The organism is Streptomyces iranensis (assembly GCF_017874715.1).
Classification (GTDB): domain Bacteria; phylum Actinomycetota; class Actinomycetes; order Streptomycetales; family Streptomycetaceae; genus Streptomyces; species Streptomyces iranensis.
This window is the reverse complement of the sequence record NZ_JAGGLR010000006.1, coordinates 201,088-215,948: the sequence shown is the minus strand read 5'-3', so window position 1 is coordinate 215,948 and position 14,861 is coordinate 201,088. Positions and strand designations below refer to the sequence as shown.

Here is a 14,861-nt window from a genome sequence, read left to right as displayed (position 1 = left end):
GGTCCCCCAGATGCGCGTACAGCGTGGCTCGCCCTTATCCGGTCCACGACGATCAGGGGCACGACGACGGATGAGACGGCTGGTGACCACCCTGGCCGCCGCCCTCTCGCTCCCCGTGGCCATGACCGCGGCGGGCGGCGCAGCCCCCGCGCACGCCGCGGCGGTCCAGTGCGGGGTCGACTACAAGACCAATGACTGGGGCTCCGGCTTCACCGCCGATCTCACCATCACCAACCCCGGCGGCGACGCCATCGACGGCTGGACCCTCACCTACGCTTACGAGGGCAACCAGAAGCTCGCCAACGGCTGGAACGGCAGCTGGTCGCAGTCCGGCAAGACCGTCACCGTCGCCAATGCCGGGCACAACGCGAAGATCGCGGCCGGGGGCAATGTCACCACCGGCGCCCAGTTCACCTACAGCGGCACCAACGCCGCCCCCACCTCCTTCGCCGTCAACGGCGTGGCCTGCCGGGGCGCCCATCAGCCGCCCATCGCGGTGTTGAGCAGCCCGTCGCCCGGCGCCGTCTTCAGCTCCGGCGGCACGGTCCCGATGACGGCCACGGCCGCGGCGGCCGACGGGGCGGCGATCGCGAAGGTGGAGTTCTACAGCGACACCAAGCTCCTCGGCACCGACACCACCTCCCCGTACTCCTTCGACTACAGGGACGTCCCGGCCGGCGACTACTCGCTCTACGCCAAGGCGTACGACAGCCAGGGCGCCGCCGCCGAGTCCACCCCCGTCGGCATCCATGTGGCGGCCGGGCCCGCGCTGGTGGCCAGTCCCGGGCAGCTCGGGGTGCAGCAGGGCAAGACCGGGACGTTCGGCGTCAAGCTGTCCACCAAGCCGTCCGGAGACGTCACGGTCTCCGTCGGCCGCACCTCGGGCAACACCGGGCTGACGGTCTCCTCGGGCGCCGCTCTCACCTTCACCCCCGCCAACTGGGACACCGCCCAGCAGGTGACCGTCGCCGCCGCGGACTCCGGCACCGGCGCCGCGACCTTCACCGCGACCGCCGCCGGCCACACCAAGGCCGAGGTCACCGTCACCCAGCTGGCCGCCGCGAAGGTCTACGACGCCCGCTTCCTGGACCTCTACAACAAGATCACCGCACCCTCGGCGGGCTACTTCTCGCCCGAGGGCGTTCCGTACCACTCGGTGGAGACCCTGATCGTCGAGGCCCCCGACCACGGCCATGAGACGACCTCCGAGGCGTACAGCTATCTGATCTGGCTCCAGGCGATGTACGGCAAGGTCACGGGGGACTGGGCCAAGTTCAACAACGCGTGGGACCTCATGGAGAAGTACATGATCCCCACCCACGCCGACCAGCCCACCAACAGCTTCTACGACGCCTCCAAGCCGGCCACCTACGCGCCCGAGTGGGACCAGCCCTCCCAGTACCCCTCGCAGCTCAACGGCAATGTCCCGGTCGGCAACGACCCCATCGCCGCCGAGCTGAAGAGCGCGTACGGCACCGATGACATCTACGGCATGCACTGGATCCAGGACGTCGACAACGTCTACGGCTACGGCAACGCGCCCGGCAAGTGTGAGGCGGGCCCGAGCGACAGCGGCCCCAGCTACGTCAACACCTTCCAGCGCGGCCCGCAGGAGTCGGTCTGGGAGACCGTGACCCAGCCCACCTGCGACAGCTTCAAGTACGGCGGCAGATACGGCTATCTGGACCTGTTCACCGGCGATGCCGCGTACGCCAAGCAGTGGAAGTTCACCAACGCCCCCGACGCCGACGCCCGGGTGGTCCAGGCCGCCTACTGGGCCTCGGAGTGGGCCAAGGCGCAGGGCAAGGGCGGCCAGATCTCCGGCAACATCGCCAAGGCCGCCAAGATGGGCGACTATCTGCGCTACGCGATGTACGACAAGTACTTCAAGAAGATCGGCAACTGCGCCGGTGAGACCACCTGCCCGGCCGGGAGCGGCAAGAACAGCTCCCACTACCTGCTGTCCTGGTACTACGCCTGGGGCGGCGCCACCGACACCTCCGCGGGCTGGTCCTGGCGCATCGGCTCCAGCCACGCCCACGGCGGCTACCAGAACCCCATGGCGGCCTGGGCCTTGAGCTCGTACGCCGACCTCAAGCCCAAGTCCGCGACGGGCGCGAGCGACTGGTCCACCAGCCTCAAGCGCCAGCTGGAGTTCTACCGCTGGCTGCAGTCCAGCGAGGGCGCCATCGCGGGCGGCGCCACCAACAGCTGGCAGGGCCGCTACGCGACGCCGCCGTCGGGCAGCTCCACCTTCTACGGCATGTACTACGACGAGAAGCCGGTCTACCACGACCCGCCGTCCAACCAGTGGTTCGGCTTCCAGGCGTGGTCCATGGAGCGCGTCGCGGAGTACTACAACCGCACCGGTGACGCCTCCGCGAAGACGGTCCTGGACAAGTGGGTGAAGTGGGCGCTGTCCAAGACCACCGTCAACGCCAATGGCACCTACCAGATCCCGTCCACCCTCCAGTGGTCCGGCCGGCCCGACACCTGGAACGCCTCCAGCCCCAGCGCCAACGCGAACCTGCACGTCACCGTCGCCGATTACACCAACGACGTCGGCGTGGCGGCCGCGTACGCCAAGACCCTGTCCTACTACGCCGCCAAGTCCGGCGACACCAAGGCCAGGGACACCGCGAAGGCGCTGCTGGACGGCATGTGGAACAACTACCAGGACGCCCTCGGCATCGCGGTCCCCGAGACCCGCGCCGACTACAACCGCTTCGACGACCCGGTCTACGTCCCCAGCGGCTGGACCGGGACCATGCCGAACGGCGACAAGATCGACTCCAGTTCCACCTTCATGTCGATCCGCTCCTTCTACAAGGACGACCCGGCCTGGTCGAAGGTCGAGGCGTATCTGAAGGGCGGCGCGGTGCCCAGCTTCACGTACCACCGGTTCTGGGCCCAGGCGGACATCGCGCTGGCGATGGGGTCGTACGCGGACCTCTTCGAATAGCCGGTCCCGGCGCCTGACAGGCGGGGCTCCCGGGCGCGGGGCCCCGCCGCGACGGGACGGGCGGGCCGCGGACGCGGGCGAGCCGGTGCGGTCCGGCGCCTCCGAGGTGCGGCGGGAGGGCGCGGGGCGCAGCCTGGGACATATGACCGAATCCCAGGCGCCGCGCATCCACCGGCCTCCGATCGTGGTGCTCGGCGTCCAGCAGAACGATCCCCCGTTCCGTCTGGTCGAGATCGCCGGTGAGCTGGCGGGCAAGGCGCACTCGGTCCTGGATGTGATCGAGATCGCGCGGGAGGTCGGCCTGGACGACGTCGATCTGGACGATCCGGATGTGGTCCGGTGGGTGGGCGGCGACAAGTTCACCTGGACGTCGTTCTGGCCCCGGAACCGTTCGCACCGCGAACACCGGGGTTAGGTCACTGTCAACTCGACGTTGACGCCTCAGGGGTGTCAACCTATGGTTGACACATGACGAAACCAGTCGGACTCACCCATCCCGTGCGCCTCGACGACCTGATCGAGGCCATCAAGAAGGTCCACCCCGACGCCCTCGACCAGCTCACCGACGCGGTGATCGCCGCCGAGCACCTCGGCGAGGTGGCCGACCACCTCATCGGCCACTTCGTGGACCAGGCCCGCCGCTCCGGCGCCTCCTGGACCGACATCGGCAAGAGCATGGGGGTGACGCGGCAGGCGGCCCAGAAGCGCTTCGTCCCCAAGGCGTCCGGCGAACCGTCGGACCTCGACCCGAGCCAGGGCTTCGGTCGCTACACGCCGCGCGCCCGGAGCGTCGTGGTCACCTCCCAGAACGAGGCCCGCGCCGCCGCCAACGCCGAGATCCGCCCCGAGCACCTCATCCTCGGCCTTCTGGCCGAGGATGAGGGCCTGGCTGCCAAGGCGATCGCCGCCCAGGGCGTCCTCCCGGACGCCGTCCGCCAGGCCGCCACCGACGCCCTCCCGCCCGCGGCCGACTCCATGCCCGCACTGGTCCCCTTCGACGCCGACGCGCGCAAGGTCCTCGAACTCACCTTCCGCGAGGCCCTGCGGCTGGGCCACAACTACATCGGCACCGAGCACATCCTCCTCGCCCTCCTCGAACACGAGGGCGGCGCGGGCCTGTTGACCGGCCTCGGCATCGACAAGGCCGCCTCCTCGGAGTTCATCGCCCAGGCACTGACCCGCGTCGCCGAGGCCGTCAGGGACGAGGGGAAGGGATAGGGGCCGTCAGGGATGAGGGGAAGGGATAGAGGCCGTCAGGGACGGGCGGAAGGGATGGCCGAGGGCCGGAACAGCCGTGAGGTGCCGGTCAGGCCGAGGACCCGCCTGACCGTGCGGCTCGGGGAGCGGACGATGACCGTCTTGCCGTGCGCGAGTGCCTCCCGGCGGAGCCTCAGCAGCGCGTTGAGCGCCGAGCAGTCCCAGAACCTCACCGCGCTCAGGTCCACGTCAACGCCCTCGGCGGAGTCGCGGAGGGCGTTGCGCAGGGCGGCGGACATGACGGGGGCGGTCTCGTAGTCCACCTCTCCGTTGACCACGACAACCTTTCGGGGTCCCTCCGGGTAGCTGTCGATGAGGAGGATGGACGAGGGGCTCGGCGGCGTCGAGCCGGCCGATGTCCCCGGTGCCGTGCCGATCACGGGCCTGTACGGCGAGCGATGTCCAGGCTCGGGCACGGAGATGTCTCGTGCGTGCACCTGTCTGTCTCCCCTCGAGGTCGCCTCGCTGGCGTCACACGGCTTGCTATACACGAAGTCGGATTCATGTTTCCAGATGCGCTATTGTTTCGGCAATATCATGAGGCCATGGGAGGAGTGCCTGAATCGCACACTGGATGGACGTTCTTGACCAACCACGCCCGCGTGCTGGCCGCGATCGCCGATGATCCGAACGTACGGATCCGCGATATCGCCGCGCACTGCAGGCTGACCGAGCGTGCCGTCCAAAAGATCATCGGCGACCTGGAGCAGGACGGATATCTGTCCCACACCCGTGAGGGGCGTACGAACACGTACCGCATCGAGCCGGGGAAGGTTCTGCGCCACCCGGCCGAGGCCGGGCTCCCCGTGGCCTCGCTCCTCTCGCTGCTCGTCGAGGACGAGGACCGGCGCAAACACGCCGACGGTCCCCTCGGCGACGGGAGACCGGCGGAGGGTGAGGCTCCGGCCCGACCGGCCTCCGACTCCCGCGCGCCTCGACTACGCTGAAGCGCATCCCTGACGTCAGAGGCGGGAGGAGTCACGGTGCGCATCGGCGAACTCGCCGCCAGGACCGGCGTCAGCGTACGAGCGCTGCGCTACTACGAGGAACAGCGCCTGCTCACCTCGGAACGCAGCCCCAGCGGTCAGCGCCACTACGCGGACACGGCGGTCGACCGCGTCCTGTGGATCCAGTGCCTCTACGCCGCGGGCCTGTCGAGCAAGACCATCCGCGAATTCCTCCCCTGCGCGCACTCCGGCGTCGCCACCCCCGCCGGGATCGCCCGCCTGACCGCCGAACGCGACCGCATCAACGCCCAGATGGCCGACCTGGCCACGGCCCGCGATCACCTCGAGGAGGTCATCGCGGCGGCCAGCGGCACGATCGGAGGCGAAGTGAGCTGCGTCCCGCAAAGCGCCTGATCTACCGCGGTTACACCGCGTCGATCAGGTCCTGCGTGAGGTGGTGCAGGCGCAGTGCCGTTTCTCGGTCGAACGCATGGCCTTTGAGCGGCACCTGGCGTGTGGTGCGGTAAGCGGTGACGGGGGCGCCCGGCGGCTCGTCGAGGAGGCGTGCCATCGGGGCGACGGCCTTCGGTACGGAAGCCGCGAACAGGGCGAAGGATGCCTGGGCGACGGTGCGCAGCGGCTGCGGAAGGTGGTTGGGCATGCCGGTTGACACCATGCCGGGGTTGTAGCCGACGTAGCGGATGGGGGTGTCGGCGTATAGGGCGGCGAAGGCCACGCCGAGCAGGTCGTTGGCGCGGAAGGACTGCAATGTGGCCTTGGTGCCGCTGTAGCGCCGCGCCAGTTGCGGGTCGTCCCAGTGGATCCGGCCCAGGGGGATCCCGGGCGTGCCGACGTTCATGATGACCGGCCGCCGCGAGGACTCCAGAGCCTTGCGCAGGCCATGGCTGAGGACGTATCGGCTCAGGTAGGCAAGAGCGAAGCTGTGCTCGAACCCCTCGCGGGTGACGGCACGGGAGCCGAAGAGCCGGTACCGCTGGGCGCACAGGACGAGCTTGTCCACCGAGGAACAGGTGCTCTCGATCCTTGCGACGAGTTCCCTGGCCGCTGTGACCGATGTCAGGTCGGTCTCCACGAAGACGCCACGCCCATCAGCCGAGACGGCTGCCGCCTCCGCCAGCAGCGCCTCCCCCTTCGCGGGGGTGCTGCCGACCGCGAGAACGCGCGCCCCTTGGCGCAGGTAGTGCAGAGCGAGCCCTTTGCCGAGCCCGTCGGTGCCTCCGGTGATGACGACGGTTTGCATCCCCGGCTCTCCTTCCCCTCACCCGCGATGCGGATATGTCATATCCGCTTATGCGGAGGACCGTACCACGAAGCGGATATGATGTATCCGGATCGTGGTCGCATCGGCGGGAGAGACTCCATGGGCAAGAAGGCGGGCCAGGACCCTGCGGCAACAGGGGCGCGGCCGCTGAGGCGGGACGCCGAGTTGAATCGCCAACGCATCCTCCAAGCCGGACGCGAGGTCTTCGCCGCCCGTGGACTCCAGGCCACGCTCAACGACGTCGCGCACCATGCCGGGCTCGGCGTCGGCACCGTCTACCGGAAATTCCCCGACAAGCAGGCGCTCGCGGAGGCCGTCTTCACCGATGAGCTCAACCAGATCGCGGCGACGGCACACGATGCCCTGGCCGAAGACGACGCCTTCGCCGCCCTGGCCGGCTTCCTGGAGAAGGCACTGGAGCGGGCAGCGCGCAACCGCGGGCTGCGCGAGTTGATGCGCCACCCCACCTTCGAGGGCGCCGGCCTCACCCGGGCACGGCTGGAGATCACCACGCACTGCGAGGGTCTCGTGGCTCGAGCCCGAGCCCAGGGCACGCTGCGCGACGGTGTCACCGGGGCCGACATCGCACCGATCGCCGCGATGATCGATGCCGTCATGGCACTTCCCGGCGAACGCCCCTCCGAGTCGTGGCGACGCTATTTGGCGATCATCCTCGACGGGCTCCGCGCCCACCCGCGACACACGCCTGACGGCCCTGTAATCCGATAGGAAGGCCCTGCCCGCACGCCATGGGGCTCGCCCGCGATGGCCTGGTAGCTCCTCATGCCCCGGGATCTCAGCTCGGCGGCCTCGGCGTCACGACGAGCCGTGTCGGTGGTCCGGGTGGCTGCTCGCGCTCGTTCCGCTGAGGCGGGCTGATGCCCAGTCCCTCGGGGCCGATTTCGGCTTCCTGAGCGCCTTGTACCTGCTGTACGGGGCCATGGGGACTTGCGCGTTCAGCGTGCACTGCACCGCAACGGAGACCGCCACTGTGTTGTGGACAATCGTGCTGATCTACGTGCCCGTATTCGTGCAGGTGCAGCTCGACGCTGTACGTGCACCCGCCACGCGACCGCCGTGCATATGTGGGCAGGTCTTGGACTACCTGAAGTCCATCTTCAAGGCGTAGCACCCACGGCTGCCCGTGGTCGTCGGCCGCCTCGGAGTCCGTTCACTGGACCGAGGCGGCCGATCCATGTTCAGCGTGTGCTGACGGGTGACACCCACTGAACGGCGTGATCTCCTCGCGTCCATGGAGAAGCGACGGGGCGACGAGTACCGGCCGGGGATGCGGGTCCGGATGATCGACAACCGAAACCCGGCACGGCAGACGCGAGACGGAGTGATCAAGGACCGGAGCTGGGGCCGGGACCGGGGGAAGCCGATCTGGTGGTTCACAGTGGTCTTCGATGGCGATGACGACACCGAGGAGCGTGTATACAGTCCGGGTGAGATCGTCTCGGGCATTGAGAACGCCCAGTCCTGACGTCAGGCCGCCAGGTACAGGCGCTCCGTTCGTGACGGGCCGGGCCTTACGGGTGGCCAGTTCGGCAGGGGCGACGTCCAGGAGTCGGAACACCTTCCGGCCCTTATCGTCCAGCTTGTGCCGGAAGAGCGGGGTCGTGAGCTTGAGGACGTCCATCTGATCCGTCATGCCGTCGGCCCAGGCCGGTGTCACACCGCCTGGTCCGGGTGGCCTCCGGCTCGGAGTCGAAGAGCTCGGGCTGCGTGGCGCCCTCGCGGGAGCCGCACTCGTGTCAGCGGGCGGGCCAGTGGACCTGATGCGCGGTGCTGCCGTCCTTGCGGACGCGCCTGGGCATGCTCGCCATGGATGGACGGCCGGGCTCTTCTCAAGATCCCGGGTGGTCATCGGTGCGGCCGCCGGGAGAGACGAAAGCGGCCGCTGTCCCGTTTCAACAGGTCAGCGGCCGCTTCGAAGAGGGTGAGTAACGGGACTCGAACCCGCGACATCCTGGACCACAACCAGGTGCTCTACCAGCTGAGCTATACCCACCATGACCGGCGCTTTCCGCACCGGCCGAGAAAAAGTGTACAGGGTCTTCAGGGGTGCTCGCTCCCGGCTTTCGGGGAGTCGGGAGCGAGCACCGGGATGGCGGCAGGGTCAGGCGTGCCGGGCGGGCAGGACGTGCTTGGTCGCGATGGCCTTCGCCGTGTCCGAGTCCGGGCCGGGAGCGGGTACGAAGATCGATTCCCGGTAGTAGCGCAGCTCGGCGATGGACTCGTGGATGTCCGCGAGCGCGCGGTGGTTGCCGTTCTTCTTGGGGCTGTTGAAGTAGGCCCGCGGATACCAGCGGCGGGCCAGCTCCTTGATCGAGGAGACGTCGACGATCCGGTAGTGGAGGTAGCTCTCGAGCGTCGGCATGTCCCGGAGGAGGAAGCCCCGGTCGGTGCCGACCGAGTTTCCGCACAGCGGGGCCTTGCCGGCCTCGGGGACGTGCTCGCGGATGTAGGCCAGGACCTGGTCCTGGGCATCCTCGAGCGTGGTCCCGCCCTCGAGCTCGGCGAGCAGGCCGGAGGTGGTGTGCATCTCGCGCACCACCTCAGGCATGGTGACCAGCGCTTTCGCGGGGGGGCGGACAACGATGTCCACTCCATCGCCCTGGATGTTCAGCTCGGAGTCCGTGACCAGCGCGGCCACCTCGATAAGCGCGTCGTTCGCCAGCGAGAGCCCGGTCATCTCGCAGTCGATCCACACCATGCGATCGTTCATACGTCTCACCCTACGGGGCGTTCCCGCTGGCCGGGCAGGGACTGACGGCCCGGGACCCGGCCCGCGGCCTGTTCGGGCAGGCGTGGGGCGTAGGCGTCCGACTCCGGTTTGCCAGGTTCCGGATGCGGAGCGTGATGGTGGTGCGGAGGGTGCCCCGAGTGGCCGGTGGAGGCGCCGGGCGCGCCCGGCCGCCGCAGCGGCAGGGAGTGGTCGCCGACCCGGGGTTCGATCACCTCGGCGCGGTCGGGCCGGTCGGCCCGCTCCAGCCGCTCCAGGCGGTCGGGGCGGTCCGGGCGCTCCGGCCCGCCCTGGGGCCTGCGGGCGCGGTACGCGGCCCGGTAGGCGGCCGGGGAGGACCCCAGCTGCCGCCGGAAGTGCCCGCGCAGCGCGACCGGCGAGCGGAAGCCACAGCGTCCCGCGACCTCGTCGACCGAGTAGTCGGAGGTCTCCAGGAGCCGCTGCGCCTGCAGCACCCGCTGGGTGATCAGCCACTGGAGTGGAGCGCTCCCAGTGAGCGAGCGGAACCTGCGGTCGAAGGTTCTGCGGCTCATATAGGCGCGGGCCGCCAGGGCCTCGACGTCGAACTGCTCGTGCAGATGCTCGAGCGCCCACGCCACCACCTCGGCGAGCGGGTCCGCCCCGATCTCCTCTGGTAACGACCTGTCCAGATAGCGCTCCTGCCCTCCGCTGCGGCGCGGCGGGACGACCAGGCGCCTGGCGAGGGCGCCGGCGGCGTCCGCGCCGTGGTCGGTGCGCACGATGTGCAGGCACAGGTCGATCCCGGCGGCGGTGCCCGCCGAGGTCAGTACGTCGCCGTCGTCCACGAAGAGCTCGCGGGGGTCCACATGGACCGACGGATAGCGCTTGGCGAGCGTCGGCGCGTACATCCAGTGGGTGGTCGCCGGGCGGCCGTCCAGCAGCCCGGCGGCGGCCAGTACGAAGGCCCCGGTGCACAGGCCCACGATCCGCGCGCCCTCCTCGTGCGCGCGGCGCAGCGCGTCGAGCGCGGCGGCCGGTGGCGGCTGGGTTATCGACCGCCAGGCCGGTACGACGACGGTGCCGGCCCGGGAGAGTGCCTCCAGGCCGTATGGTGCGGTCAGTTCCAGTCCGCCAGTCGTTCGCAATGGCACATCTTCGCCCGCGCACACCAGAAGTCGGTACCGAGGAACTCCGGCGTCCTGCCGGTCGATACCGAAGACGGAGAGCGGGATGGAGCTTTCGAAGATGGGGCCGCCGCTGAACAGCAGCACCGCGACGATTTCTCGTCGCCGGCGTCCGGAGAGCTTGCGCGAGGTCTCCGGTACGGTCGTGGAGTCCTGGCTCATGGCACTAAGCCCCCCTCGGTGGTCGCGTCCTCTCGGTCCTGCACGTTTCCCCTCGGTCCTGAACGGTTCCCCCGCCGGTCATGGCCAAGATCGAATCTACTGTGTCGCGTGTGGTCGCCGTGACCAGTTCACCACCCGCCACTATGTCGACATGACAACTTGGCGCGAAGCATTCGATCACGAAGCGTTGCACTCGTAGCCCTCGCTGTGAAGTACGCCTTGTGCGGACACCCACTTCCCGTAGGGGGTACGTGCGCTCCGGACCCCTTTCCACGCTGGCCGGACGGGTGTTGAGCACGGCGTTTGCCAAGGAAAGAAGTGTGGCTGGAAGTTGGCTGAAAACAAGCGGGCGCAGACGTACGGATGCCTCATACGACCGGCGTACGCGCGGCTCGTACTTCTTCAGGGGGCGAGCTGTCGTCTCCCGGGCTTGAGCGGTGCTATACCGACGCTCCATCGGCGCTGAGTGCGCGGAGCGCTACGCACCGCTTCCCCGGCTCCGGGCCTTTCCGGTCGGCCCTCAGGCGCGGCGGCCACCCCGGTGCGCACCGATCCCCGTACGGCCGTGGCGGCCCCGGTGCGGGCTGACGCCGTCCGCGTCCAGCCGGGCCGCGGTGCGCTCGGAGTGGCGCAGCAGGGCGCGGCTGGCGGCCGTCACGGCGGCGAGGCCCGCGGCGGCCCCCAGGGCGGCGCCGAAGGGCAATCCGCACATGAGCAGGACGACGGGGACCACGGCGCAGCTGAAGGCCGCCCAGCGGATCACCTCGCTCACCTCGCTCGCCGCGTCGCTAGCGGGGGCCTGGACCTGAGCTAGAGGGGGGCTCGGAAGGTGGGGCCGTCCGGGTGCCCCGGCCCCGCCGCCGGGGGTGTCGCCGGGGGCGTCGTACTCGGGGGCGACAGGCACGGGCAGGGCTCCTCTCGAGCGGCCGGCGAGGTGTCGGCAGGGGCTCGGCGCGGGGGTGGCGAGGGCGCGGCGGGCGGGGGATCCGGGCAGGTGAGCCGGGCGGGCCGGGGCCGCCGTACCCGGTGCCGCTACTACAACGCCCGGCCCGCCCCCAGGTCACTGCCGGGCGGCCGCACGGCGTACCGCGGCGGCCCCGCCGAGCCGGGCCCCGGGCCGGGCCCCGGCTCGGCGGGGGACCACTTGGGGCATTGCGTTACGGGCCGCCCTCCGGCATGCTCCGGGGAACGCTTCGGGCGCTCCGCTCCCGTGGCGGCCTCTGGGCAGGTGGTGAATGCCGCCGTACCCTTGGGGGTAAGGGCTTGGAAAGATGAATCCCGGACGGATTTCGACCCCTCGAGACCGTCTCCGAGCTCCAGCGGAGCTCAAGTCCCCCGACAGCCCTCTACCTGAGCCCCCACCGATCCCTCCGCACGAGGACATCCTTCGCCGAGACACCGATGGCCGGTCACGAAATCCCCGAACCCGCGGACCGCAAGCGGGTCGCCGATCACATGGCGCACCCCGAAGCGGCGGAAGAAACACGTCATTCCTGCGATCCAGCGTTCCAGCACGGTGTTGTGGTGGGATTCGACGGTTCCATGTCGAGCGAGCGCGCCCTCGCCTATGCGATCGGCATGGCCCGGCGCTCCGGCTCCGGGCTGATCATCGTTCATGTGGCCAACCGGCTGCCGACGACGGTCTGGGCGGGCTGTGAGCCGCCGGTCTTCGTCGACGTCCCCGATCACCGCACCGAGGTGCTGGGGCTCGAGCTGGCCTGCGCCGATCATCTCTCCGAGGTGCCCTGGATCCTCGTCGAGCGAGGCGGGGACATCTGCCATGAGCTGGAGGAGGTCGGCCGGGAGTACGCGGCCGACGCCATCGTGGTGGGCTCCACGCACGGGCTGGTGGGGCGGATCTTCGGCTCGGTCGCGGGGCGGCTCGCGCGGCGGGCGCAGCGGCCCGTCGTCGTCATCCCCTGAGTCGCATCCCCTGAGCCGTCCGCCGGGCGTCGTCCTCTGAGCGTCCCCTGGGTGCCCTCGGTCCCGGGTCCCGGGTCCGCGGGCCGTCCTGGCTGCTTCCCGGGCCCTTTCGGCCCTTCTGGGCTCGCTTGGGTTCCTGAGACTCTGGACGCACCGTGCCCGGCGCGCCTCCTCGTCAAGTGACGTTGTTCAGTTCAAAACCTCTGGCGTCGGCACGACTTGGCGCGGGCGCCTGGAACCGGACACCCTCAACTCCCTTTGACCGCAGGTGAGATGGCGTCAAGTTCATCTTGACAACGGACAAACCTACCCGTGCGTAGAGGTGGATTGTGCGTTTGTGAGGGGTACAAACCGTTCGATCGTGCTGTCGCGCGGGAAGTGACGGTTCCCGCGCGACGGCCAGCCGCCGGCGTATGAGAGGCGACGTCGGCGAAGGGGAGGCGGCCCCCGCGTGCGTGGTGGCACACGCGGGGGACCGCCGAAGGATCCGCCCAGGTCGCGGGCGGTGCGGGCCTACTCGACCGTCACCGACTTGGCGAGGTTGCGGGGCTTGTCGATGTCCCGGCCGAGCGCCAGCGCCGTGTGGTAGGCGAGCAGTTGGAGCGGAATGCCCATCAGGATCGGATCGAGCTCCACCTCGTTGCGGGGTACCAGGATCGTGTGGTCCGCCTTCTCCTGCTCCCGGTGGGCCACGGCCAGGATCCGGCCGCTGCGGGCCTTGATCTCCTCCAGCGTCGCCCGGTTCTTCTCCAGCAGGTCGTCGTCCGGCAGGACCGCCACGGTCGGCACCTCGGGCTCGATCAGCGCGAGCGGCCCGTGCTTGAGTTCGGAGGCCGGGTACGCCTCGGCGTGGACGTAGGAGACCTCCTTCAGCTTCAGGGATGCCTCGCGCGCCACCGGGTAGCCGCGGACCCGTCCGACGAACATCATGCTCTTTGCGTTCGCATATTCCGCGGCGAGCTTTTTGATCTCCTCCTCGCCGCGCAGCACCTCCGCGATCTGCTCGGGCAGCTTGCGCAGCCCGGCGATGATCCGCTTGCCGTCGGCGACCGAGAGATCGCGGATCCGGCCCAGGTGCAGGGCGAGCAGCGCGAAGGCGACGGCGGTGTTGGTGAAGCACTTGGTGGAGACGACACACACCTCCGGCCCGGCGTGGACGTACACCCCGCCGTCCGTCTCCCGGGCGATCGCGCTGCCCACGACATTGACGACGCCCAGCACCCGCGCGCCCTTGCGCTTGAGCTCCTGGACGGCCGCCAGGGTGTCGTAGGTCTCGCCGGACTGGCTGACCGCGATGTAGAGGGTGTCCGGGTCCACCACCGGGTTGCGGTAGCGGAACTCGCTCGCGGGCTCCGCGTCCGCCGGGATCCGGGCCAGCTCCTCGATCAGCTGGGCGCCGATCAGGCCCGTGTGGTACGCCGAACCACAGCCGAGGATCTTGACCCGGCGCACCCCGCGCGCCTCGCGGGCGTCCAGGTTGAGCCCGCCCAGGTGGACGGTGGAGAAGCGGTCGTCGATCCGGCCGCGCAGCACCCGGTCCACGGCGTCGACCTGCTCGTGGATCTCCTTGTGCATATAGGTGTCGTGGCCGCCCATGTCGTACGACTCGGCCTCCCACTCCACGGTGGTGGGGGAGGTGGAGGTGCGGCTGCCCTCGGTGGTGTAGGTGCGGTAGTCGTCGGCCTTGAGGGTGGCCATCTCGCCGTCGTCCAGGGTGACCACCTGACGGGTGTGGCTGACCAGCGCGGCGACGTCCGAGGCGACGAACATCTCCTTCTCGCCGATCCCCAGCACCACCGGCGAGCCGTTGCGGGCGACGACGATGCGGTCGGGGAAGTCCGCGTGCAGCACGGCGATGCCGTAGGTGCCCTCGACCATCGCCAGCGCGTGGCGGACCTTCTCCTCCAGGGTGGGCGCCTGGGAGCGGCCGATGAGGTGGGCGAGCGCCTCGGAGTCGGTGTCGGAGACCAGCTCCACGCCGTCGGCGGCCAGCTTGGCGCGCAGATCGGCGGCGTTGTCGATGATGCCGTTGTGGACGACGGCGACCTTGCCGTCCGCGTCCAGATGCGGATGCGCGTTGGTGTCGTTGGGCGCGCCATGGGTGGCCCAGCGGGTGTGGGCGATGCCGGTGGTGCCCGCGAACCGCTTGGGCAGCCTGGCCTCGAGGTCCCGGACCCGGCCCTTGGCCTTGGCGGTCTTCAGCCCGGCGCTCTGGGCGCCCTTGGCGGGCTTGCCCTGGATCGCCAGCCCCGCGGAGTCGTAGCCGCGGTACTCCAGCCGCTGCAGCCCCTCCAGCAGCAGCGGTGCCACATCGCGCTTCCCGATGTATCCGACGATTCCGCACATGGTGTTCAGGCCCTCCCATTGGATCGCTCGTGCATGCTCGTGCTCGTGTCCGGCGGTGGCGGCCGCCGTCCTGGACCGCCGTCCTGGA

14 protein-coding genes and 1 tRNA gene are annotated in these 14,861 nt (G+C 69.8%); 8 read left to right on the top strand and 7 right to left on the bottom strand.

All coding sequences use genetic code 11. From position 1 onward, the window contains the following. Window positions 1-70 precede the first annotated feature (70 nt). The 3 genes from J2Z30_RS12675 to J2Z30_RS12665 all read left to right on the top strand — a co-directional run bounded on the left by J2Z30_RS12675 (window position 71) and on the right by J2Z30_RS12665 (window position 4,180). Complete coding sequence (locus tag J2Z30_RS12675) at window positions 71-2,962, top strand: glycoside hydrolase family 48 protein (RefSeq protein ID WP_209468655.1); 2,892 nt, start codon at window positions 71-73, stop codon at window positions 2,960-2,962. A gap of 142 nt (window positions 2,963-3,104) precedes the next feature. After that, window positions 3,105-3,377, top strand: a complete 273-nt coding sequence (locus tag J2Z30_RS12670; RefSeq protein WP_044581897.1) for a hypothetical protein — start codon at window positions 3,105-3,107, stop codon at window positions 3,375-3,377. 53 nt (window positions 3,378-3,430) lie between these two features. Continuing rightward, window positions 3,431-4,180, top strand: a complete 750-nt coding sequence (locus J2Z30_RS12665) for a Clp protease N-terminal domain-containing protein (protein ID WP_044574852.1) — start codon at window positions 3,431-3,433, stop codon at window positions 4,178-4,180. Window positions 4,181-4,215: 35 nt separating this feature from the next. Here the strand turns inward: J2Z30_RS12665 and J2Z30_RS49500 are convergent, their stop codons facing one another. Beyond that, window positions 4,216-4,656 carry an STAS domain-containing protein gene (locus J2Z30_RS49500; RefSeq protein ID WP_308279917.1) on the bottom strand — a complete coding sequence of 147 codons (441 nt, stop codon included), beginning with the start codon at window positions 4,654-4,656 and terminating at the stop codon, window positions 4,216-4,218. A gap of 108 nt (window positions 4,657-4,764) precedes the next feature. Here J2Z30_RS49500 and J2Z30_RS12655 point away from each other — a divergent pair, with 108 nt between their 5' ends. Together J2Z30_RS12655 and J2Z30_RS12650 are read left to right on the top strand one after the other, a co-directional pair. After that, entirely contained in the window at window positions 4,765-5,166 is a 402-nt protein-coding gene (locus J2Z30_RS12655) for a helix-turn-helix transcriptional regulator (RefSeq protein WP_044574855.1), read from the top strand. A gap of 36 nt (window positions 5,167-5,202) precedes the next feature. Then, window positions 5,203-5,580: a MerR family transcriptional regulator gene (locus tag J2Z30_RS12650; RefSeq protein WP_044574857.1), complete on the top strand. Its 378-nt coding sequence runs from the start codon at window positions 5,203-5,205 to the stop codon at window positions 5,578-5,580. Between the two features lie 10 nt (window positions 5,581-5,590). Here J2Z30_RS12650 and J2Z30_RS12645 read toward each other — a convergent pair whose 3' ends face one another. Continuing rightward, entirely contained in the window at window positions 5,591-6,427 is an 837-nt protein-coding gene (locus J2Z30_RS12645) for an SDR family NAD(P)-dependent oxidoreductase (protein ID WP_044574860.1), read from the bottom strand. A 120-nt stretch (window positions 6,428-6,547) separates the two neighbouring features. On the opposite strand from J2Z30_RS12645, the gene J2Z30_RS12640 reads away from it, so the two are divergent. Next, a complete protein-coding gene (locus J2Z30_RS12640; RefSeq protein ID WP_044574862.1) occupies window positions 6,548-7,177 on the top strand; it encodes a TetR/AcrR family transcriptional regulator in 630 nt (209 codons plus the stop codon). Between the two features lie 523 nt (window positions 7,178-7,700). Then, on the top strand, window positions 7,701-7,934 hold the full coding sequence (locus tag J2Z30_RS12635) for a hypothetical protein (protein ID WP_209468654.1): 234 nt from the start codon (window positions 7,701-7,703) through the stop codon (window positions 7,932-7,934). Window positions 7,935-8,389: 455 nt separating this feature from the next. On the opposite strand, the gene J2Z30_RS12630 is transcribed toward J2Z30_RS12635, so the two are convergent. From J2Z30_RS12630 to J2Z30_RS12615, 4 genes are all read right to left on the bottom strand, one after another. Next, a tRNA-His gene (locus tag J2Z30_RS12630) sits at window positions 8,390-8,462 on the bottom strand. Window positions 8,463-8,570: 108 nt separating this feature from the next. After that, window positions 8,571-9,179, bottom strand: a complete 609-nt coding sequence (orn, locus tag J2Z30_RS12625; RefSeq protein ID WP_044574870.1) for an oligoribonuclease — start codon at window positions 9,177-9,179, stop codon at window positions 8,571-8,573. A 5-nt stretch (window positions 9,180-9,184) separates the two neighbouring features. Next, entirely contained in the window at window positions 9,185-10,504 is a 1,320-nt protein-coding gene (locus J2Z30_RS12620; protein WP_044574874.1) for a helix-turn-helix domain-containing protein, read from the bottom strand. A 520-nt stretch (window positions 10,505-11,024) separates the two neighbouring features. Continuing rightward, the gene (locus tag J2Z30_RS12615) at window positions 11,025-11,408 is read right to left on the bottom strand and encodes a hypothetical protein (RefSeq protein WP_308279916.1); all 384 of its coding nucleotides are present in this window, start codon (window positions 11,406-11,408) and stop codon (window positions 11,025-11,027) included. A gap of 497 nt (window positions 11,409-11,905) precedes the next feature. Between J2Z30_RS12615 and J2Z30_RS12610 the strand changes: the two genes are divergently transcribed. Then, window positions 11,906-12,427, top strand: a complete 522-nt coding sequence (locus tag J2Z30_RS12610) for a universal stress protein (RefSeq protein ID WP_020871124.1) — start codon at window positions 11,906-11,908, stop codon at window positions 12,425-12,427. 513 nt (window positions 12,428-12,940) lie between these two features. On the opposite strand, the gene glmS is transcribed toward J2Z30_RS12610, so the two are convergent. Further along, entirely contained in the window at window positions 12,941-14,773 is a 1,833-nt protein-coding gene (gene glmS / locus J2Z30_RS12605) for a glutamine--fructose-6-phosphate transaminase (isomerizing) (protein ID WP_044574881.1), read from the bottom strand. Window positions 14,774-14,861 lie beyond the last annotated feature (88 nt).

What these genes read in the sequence shown, in the direction of transcription:
- J2Z30_RS12675 (WP_209468655.1), top strand. Translation starts at nt 71, where the DNA reads ATGAGACGGCTGGTGACCACCCTGGCCGCCGCCCTCTCGCTCCCCGTG.
- J2Z30_RS12670 (WP_044581897.1), top strand. Translation starts at nt 3,105, where the DNA reads ATGACCGAATCCCAGGCGCCGCGCATCCACCGGCCTCCGATCGTGGTG.
- J2Z30_RS12665 (WP_044574852.1), top strand. Translation starts at nt 3,431, where the DNA reads ATGACGAAACCAGTCGGACTCACCCATCCCGTGCGCCTCGACGACCTG.
- J2Z30_RS12655 (WP_044574855.1), top strand. Translation starts at nt 4,765, where the DNA reads ATGGGAGGAGTGCCTGAATCGCACACTGGATGGACGTTCTTGACCAAC.
- J2Z30_RS12645 (WP_044574860.1), bottom strand. Translation starts at nt 6,427, where the DNA reads ATGCAAACCGTCGTCATCACCGGAGGCACCGACGGGCTCGGCAAAGGG.
- J2Z30_RS12640 (WP_044574862.1), top strand. Translation starts at nt 6,548, where the DNA reads ATGGGCAAGAAGGCGGGCCAGGACCCTGCGGCAACAGGGGCGCGGCCG.
- J2Z30_RS12635 (WP_209468654.1), top strand. Translation starts at nt 7,701, where the DNA reads ATGGAGAAGCGACGGGGCGACGAGTACCGGCCGGGGATGCGGGTCCGG.
- orn (WP_044574870.1), bottom strand. Translation starts at nt 9,179, where the DNA reads ATGAACGATCGCATGGTGTGGATCGACTGCGAGATGACCGGGCTCTCG.
- J2Z30_RS12620 (WP_044574874.1), bottom strand. Translation starts at nt 10,504, where the DNA reads ATGAGCCAGGACTCCACGACCGTACCGGAGACCTCGCGCAAGCTCTCC.
- J2Z30_RS12610 (WP_020871124.1), top strand. Translation starts at nt 11,906, where the DNA reads ATGGCCGGTCACGAAATCCCCGAACCCGCGGACCGCAAGCGGGTCGCC.
- glmS (WP_044574881.1), bottom strand. Translation starts at nt 14,773, where the DNA reads ATGTGCGGAATCGTCGGATACATCGGGAAGCGCGATGTGGCACCGCTG.